This window comes from Ammoniphilus resinae (assembly GCF_017873965.1).
GTDB classification, from domain to species: Bacteria; Bacillota; Bacilli; order Aneurinibacillales; family RAOX-1; genus Ammoniphilus_A; species Ammoniphilus_A resinae.
In genome coordinates, this window is sequence record NZ_JAGGKT010000042.1 from 1 (window position 1) to 5828 (window position 5828).

The 5828-nt window shown below is 35.7% G+C and carries 4 protein-coding genes, 6 tRNA genes and 2 rRNA genes; 2 read left to right on the top strand and 10 right to left on the bottom strand.

All coding sequences use genetic code 11. The features are described 5' to 3' along the window. The 9 genes from J2Z37_RS25050 to J2Z37_RS25090 form a co-directional block, all read right to left on the bottom strand. Window positions 1–70 (bottom strand): 16S ribosomal RNA (locus tag J2Z37_RS25050); the annotation flags it as partial. Between the two features lie 225 nt (window positions 71–295). Continuing rightward, window positions 296–380, bottom strand: a tRNA-Leu gene (locus J2Z37_RS25055). 14 nt (window positions 381–394) lie between these two features. Then, a tRNA-Lys gene (locus tag J2Z37_RS25060) sits at window positions 395–470 on the bottom strand. 8 nt (window positions 471–478) lie between these two features. Then, window positions 479–555 (bottom strand) — tRNA-Asp (locus J2Z37_RS25065). 6 nt (window positions 556–561) lie between these two features. Beyond that, window positions 562–637: transfer RNA gene (locus J2Z37_RS25070), tRNA-Met, on the bottom strand. A 15-nt stretch (window positions 638–652) separates the two neighbouring features. After that, window positions 653–728 (bottom strand) — tRNA-Val (locus J2Z37_RS25075). A gap of 1 nt (window position 729) precedes the next feature. Beyond that, window positions 730–806: transfer RNA gene (locus J2Z37_RS25080), tRNA-Glu, on the bottom strand. An 89-nt stretch (window positions 807–895) separates the two neighbouring features. Further along, entirely contained in the window at window positions 896–1495 is a 600-nt protein-coding gene (locus J2Z37_RS25085; RefSeq protein WP_209813063.1) for a hypothetical protein, read from the bottom strand. Continuing rightward, window positions 1476–2270 (bottom strand): ParA family protein, encoded by a 795-nt coding sequence (locus tag J2Z37_RS25090; RefSeq protein WP_209813064.1) that lies wholly within the window; start codon window positions 2268–2270, stop codon window positions 1476–1478. Before J2Z37_RS25090 ends, J2Z37_RS25085 begins: the two co-directional genes overlap by 20 nt. A gap of 162 nt (window positions 2271–2432) precedes the next feature. On the opposite strand from J2Z37_RS25090, the gene J2Z37_RS25095 reads away from it, so the two are divergent. Next, window positions 2433–3581: a replication initiator protein A gene (locus tag J2Z37_RS25095; protein WP_209813065.1), complete on the top strand. Its 1149-nt coding sequence runs from the start codon at window positions 2433–2435 to the stop codon at window positions 3579–3581. A 521-nt stretch (window positions 3582–4102) separates the two neighbouring features. Further along, complete coding sequence (locus J2Z37_RS25100; protein ID WP_209813066.1) at window positions 4103–5155, top strand: hypothetical protein; 1053 nt, start codon at window positions 4103–4105, stop codon at window positions 5153–5155. Window positions 5156–5737: 582 nt separating this feature from the next. Here the strand turns inward: J2Z37_RS25100 and rrf are convergent. Next, window positions 5738–5828: ribosomal RNA gene (rrf, locus tag J2Z37_RS25105) — 5S ribosomal RNA — on the bottom strand; the annotation flags it as partial.

Genomic DNA, 5828 nt, shown 5'->3' on the forward strand with positions numbered 1-5828 from the left:
TTCGCTCGACTTGCATGTATTAGGCACGCCGCCAGCGTTCGTCCTGAGCCAGGATCAAACTCTCCAATAAAAGTTTGTTGTGCTCATTTCGTCATCACTGACGTTTAAAATGTCAATTATTCATTGACGTTGACTTGTTTGGACATGATTCTGTTCAGTTTTCAAAGAACATTCATTTTTGCTTTCCGCCGAAGCGACAAGATCTAATTTATCATGTTTCGTCGTTCGTTGCAATATATATTTTTTTCCAGTTAACCTCTTATAGACTTTGCAGTCATTAGGTTAATAATAAATATGGTACCGAAGGTCGGGGTCGAACCGACACTCCTTGCGGAACACGATTTTGAGTCGTGCGCGTCTGCCAATTCCGCCACTTCGGCATCTAAAACTAAAATGGTGAGCCATACTGGACTCGAACCAGTGACACCCTGATTAAAAGTCAGGTGCTCTACCAACTGAGCTAATGGCTCTCTATACATGGCGGAGCTGACGGGACTCGAACCCGCGACCTCCGGTGTGACAGACCGGCGTGAACTCCAACTTCACCACAGCTCCTACTTTTGGTTGCGGGGACAGGACTTGAACCTGCGACCTTCGGGTTATGAGCCCGACGAGCTACCAACTGCTCCACCCCGCGATAATTCAATTTTAATGGTGGGCGCTGACGGGATCGAACCGCCGACCCCCTGCTTGTAAGGCAGGTGCTCTCCCAGCTGAGCTAAGCGCCCATGGTGACCCGTAGGGGATTCGAACCCCTGAATGCATGCGTGAAAGGCATGTGAGTTAAGCCGCTTCTCCAACGGGCCATATTAAAAGCGACAAGTGTAAATATACCATGCCAATAGGAATCTTTTCAAGTACTAATTTATGTCATCAAGGAAGGACATAAATTTTTCTATGCCCTTCTCAGACGCTGTTCAATTTCTTCTGTTGAAAATCCCATTTCCTCTAATAAAACCCGAACAGATTCAACGGCTTTAACAGATACTTCATGTTCAGCCTCTTCATAATATCGAGGTGGTATATAGAATCGTAAAGCTTTTGTAATCACATCCATGAGTTGACCTTTGGATCGTGTGATATGTGATGCCTTAAGAATTGCTTGATATTCAATTTCTCTTAAATGAATAGTTAATTTTCGCTTTCCTTCTGGTTGCTCGCAATATTGACGAATAATTTGTGTTGGCTGATAAGCATGTTTATTTCGCTCATGCAGGGACATTTCTTTCTCATTCAACGTCCGTGGTGAGCCGGAATTTTGAAATTCTTGTTCTAATGATGAAATTTCCCTTAGTAATTGTTCTTTTTTTGAATTTAGAAACTCGAGTGAGCCCATTACTTCTTCATATACTGCCAGCTTTTGTTTCAATACCTCCATTTCTTCTTTTTTACTTTCCTGTTTTTCATTATCTCTCGGCCGAATATTTAGGTTCCCTAGTATATTGTCGATGGATTTTTCAATTTTTTCTTTACTGTTATACCTCGGCTTCGACACGTGAAACCAACTCCCTTGTGAAAAGTTCATAGGACTTAAAAGCAGAGCTATTTCGGTTGTAAGCTAACAAAGTAGAGGATTCATATTGCGATTTTTCAACAGCAGCATTTTGAGGTATAAAAGTTTCAAACAGAAGGTCCCCAAAATATTCAGCTAGTTTTTCTCTTGATGTTTTTGCTGTCGTATAACGGCTATCTACCTTGGTATTAAGGATCCCTAATATCTCAAGCCCCGGATTACACCCCTCTTTAATCTCGTGGTATTTTTCAATTAAGTTCCCCATGCCAGTTAAAGCATACCTGGAACTATCACATGGAATGATTACGTAATTTGATGCAACAAGCGCATTTACGGTGAGTAAAGATAATGAAGGGGGGCAATCAATTAAACAATAGTCATATTCACCTGCCACAGCAGAAAGTATCTTTTTTAAGCGATATTCTCGGTTGATTGAATTCGCTACCTGATCTTGAAAACCATCAAGCAGAATATTAGATGGGAACACATCACATTGAATAGTTTCAGAAAAACGCTTCACCTTTTGAATTTCATCCTTTAAGAAATTATTGGTAGAAAGCAACATTAAATGATAAATGGTTTTTACCTCTTCCGATCCATTGTATACCCCAGCGGAATCAGAGCAATTAGCTTGTGGATCCATATCTACTAACAATACTTTTTTCCCCATTCCCATTGCCAAACAAGAAGCGGTTGTTATCGCTGTCGTGGTCTTCGCTACTCCACCTTTATTGTTGTAAAACGAAATAGTAATCACCGCAGTTCTCCTCTCCCTAAATTCCTTTTTTTTAAATAGTTCGTTGTCCAAATTCCATATCCTTTAAATACATAAATACGTACGTATAATATTTTAATCAGATACAGTGCAACTGTGTTTTTCATGTATAGTACAATGGGGACAGAAAGGAGTCGATGGAACATGAATAAAAAAGAAGCAGCCAGTCTTTTAAATGAACTAACCCAACAAATTGAAAAATTAGCCCAGCAATGGGGAACAAATGATATGTCCAATTTGCCTAATGTGAAATTAGAATTGCAAGAAAAGCTGACTGAAGCAGCCAATCATTTAAAGGAAATAGATAAAAAAATTTTAAATTCCTTGGAAAAACAAATTGAAACCACGAATCACCCTCATTCCGCGATTAAACATGCCATTCTACAGGAGACTAAAAAGTTAAAATGGGAGCTTTACCGTCATCATAAAGATCCCATTGAAAGACAGTCAGTTAAAGCATTTTCAGCTGCCAGTAAAAGAAAGGAAGACAGTCTGAATCAACTTCCTTCATTTCAATTTCTTTCTGAGCCCTTGCGTGTACAAAAAGAAGATATGCTCATTGAATATCATACAGGTGAAATCTTATCTGCAATGGATCAAAAAGTATTTATGGGTCTACAAGCCTTATGGAAAACCAAGGGAGAAGGGCAACGAGTTGTTTTTACCTATTATGAATTAGCAAACCTCATTGGTTTTCCTACCAAAGGAAGTGGTTATCGATTAATTGACGAGGCCCTAAACTCGTTATTTAATACAAGAATTTTTCTTCACCATACTTCTCAGCATTCCGAAGAACTTGAGGTAGAGAAACAGGGAATGTATCGCCTTATTTCTTCTATTCAGAAGACGAATTTTAAGAAAGGAGAAAGTAATGCACAGTATTATGAGGTGTATTTTGGGGATTTGGTTTATCAGAGTTTGGAACAAGGTTTTTATTCCTACATAAGCATGCCTTTAATTAGAGATCTACAATCGGATACTGCACAAATTTTATATGTTTTATTATGTAGTTTAGCACCCAAACATAAAATCATCGAACAAGAATTATCCTATTTTGTCGATATGTTAGGAATGAGTGTAGCACGTCCGGCCATTCAAAGAAATCTTTTAGAAACTGCCATTAAAGAATTGATAGAAAATAAAATTCTTGAAGGATACGAAATTTTTAATGAAGGAAGAGGAAGATATTTATTCCGTCTTTTTTTATCTGAGGCGATAACAGCTAAAAAGTTACTTCGGGATCCCGTTCAACAACAAACGGAGTCATTTAATATCAATTTACCTTCATCCTAAAAAAATTTTAGGATTTTTTCTTGTGGAATTGGAAGAAATGTAAAAAAACGGGAGTTTACATAATGCCCTAATGTAAACTGTAGGTAAGTAAAATTATAGTATTAATAAACAGTTTTTTATATTTATAGAACGAACGTAAACTGTAGGTAAGTAAAATGGGTATTTTACTTACTTTAAATAAGTTTGTTTTTTTCCAATGTAAACTGTAGGTAAGTAAATTCACACAAAAAAACCATAAAATTTAAATGGTTTGAGGAACAACGTTAATTGTAGGTAAGTAAAAGCTTGGATATGCAATGGTATTTACTGTAATTATTTGTAATAAAATTACATTTATTCAAATAAATGGGTTAAAACGTAAACTGTAGGTAAGTAAAAGCTTGGATATGCAATGGTATTTTTTTACAAAAGCCGTTACTTGGATATGCAACGTAAACTGTAGGTAAGTAATGCCTATTTTTCATTCATATGCTACAGTATAAAAGTGTGTTTTTTCTCGATCAAAAAAGGGGGTGAATGGGTTGATCCATCGCGATTTATGTAATCCAATGAATACAAAAAATTATAGTCCACTTCGGATGCAATTTCATTTTCTTCTGTCACGTTATGTATGTTGGGATGGATTGATTCCACTTACCCGTTCTGAAATGGCTTTCCTTTTATCTTGTGATATTCAATCGATCCATAAATTCATTAAAAAAGGAATTCGTGAAGGGATCCTTTCCTTGGTAGGAGAGCGTATTTACCTTTTAAAGCGTGTTGAAAAATACACTGAGGGATATGTAAAACATTATCCTTTTTTGGAGTCTGCCGATTTTAAAGGATTAAGTATTCATGCACAACGATTTATTTTATATACCCTATGGGCAGGCGTGCATACAGGAAGACCTCTAAAACGTGAAATTACTGCCCTATATCATTCCAATGAAAAACAGGGGGTACTTAACCTTTATTCCCGTGCGCCTATTTATAATGTGCTTGAGGAAGCGGAGAATTTCTTAAATTTGGAGGTTTTTTCCGCAATGGGGAAGGAATTTGTGAGGGTTTCCGGACTAAAAGAACCCTTTGCTTCGCAGAAAGCACTTCCGAACCAAGGAGAAATGAAACTTTTAGAAAATGTATTGCTGGAAGAACAATGTGATGAATTTATTTCCGAATCCTCGAAAGAAGAAATTTTAAAAATAAAAAAGCATTATGTTTCTGCCCTCAATTCCTCTATTGGAAATGAGCTATTTTCTCATGCCTTAAAAAATCTTCTCTCCATCCATAAAATATTTGATCTTGATAATCGAGGGGAAATAGGCATTTATTTGCGATCCATTTTAAGTGACTTGGAAGTAAAGATTCTTCCTACCCTTCGTAAACGAATTGATTATGTAAAACAAGCCATTAAATATTCAAAAGAAATGATTAGTCAGTATTCATCTCATTTAATTCAATCCTTTGAAAAAAAGATGGATGAACTTAGAAAAAATGTAAAAGTTCTTCTATCTAAGAAACACTTAAATAGTAATAGTAATAGTTCCTCTCCTCCGTCTTTCCCCTTTTATAATTGGTTAGAAGAAGAAGTCTAATTTACAACGATCCTTCTGTTCTACTGGGTGGTTGGATTTTAGCATGCATTTCTTTACGGATTTACCTAAACCTCTTTACTTCATATTTAAAAACAGCCTAGAAAAAGACCAAAAAGCAGAATTAAATTTCTACTTCTGGTCTTTTTTGTATTTTTTTACCAAAATGTGGATTTTTTAGATCGTTTCTGCTTAATATTCAATTGTGGATTATAGATTTAACGATGTGTGTATTAGAAAAAGTATTGTAGAAATTATATTTTGGTATGTGTATTATAATTGAAAAGTTTTTTAAACCGTTGATTTTATTGTAACAATCCTTACTCAAATAACATGCTAATGGTATTTAATAATGGTATTTAACAATATTATTTATCTAAATAAAATATGACTAATTTACGTTTCTTCTCAAATAAAAAATGTCGTGGAAAAAAAAATCCACGACATTTAATGTATTTGAGGTATTTGTTTTTTCCCATTTAAATTAAGAAAAATAAATTTTATTATAACTTAAAGTTGCATAGAATTAATAATGCCATAAAAAATAAAAACCCCTCTTCTAAAATAAGAGGGGTTTTTATTTCAACCTGGCAACGACCTACTCTCCCAGGGCTTATACCCAAGTACCATCGGCGCTGAAGAGCTTAACTTCCGTGTTCGAGATGGGAACGGGTGT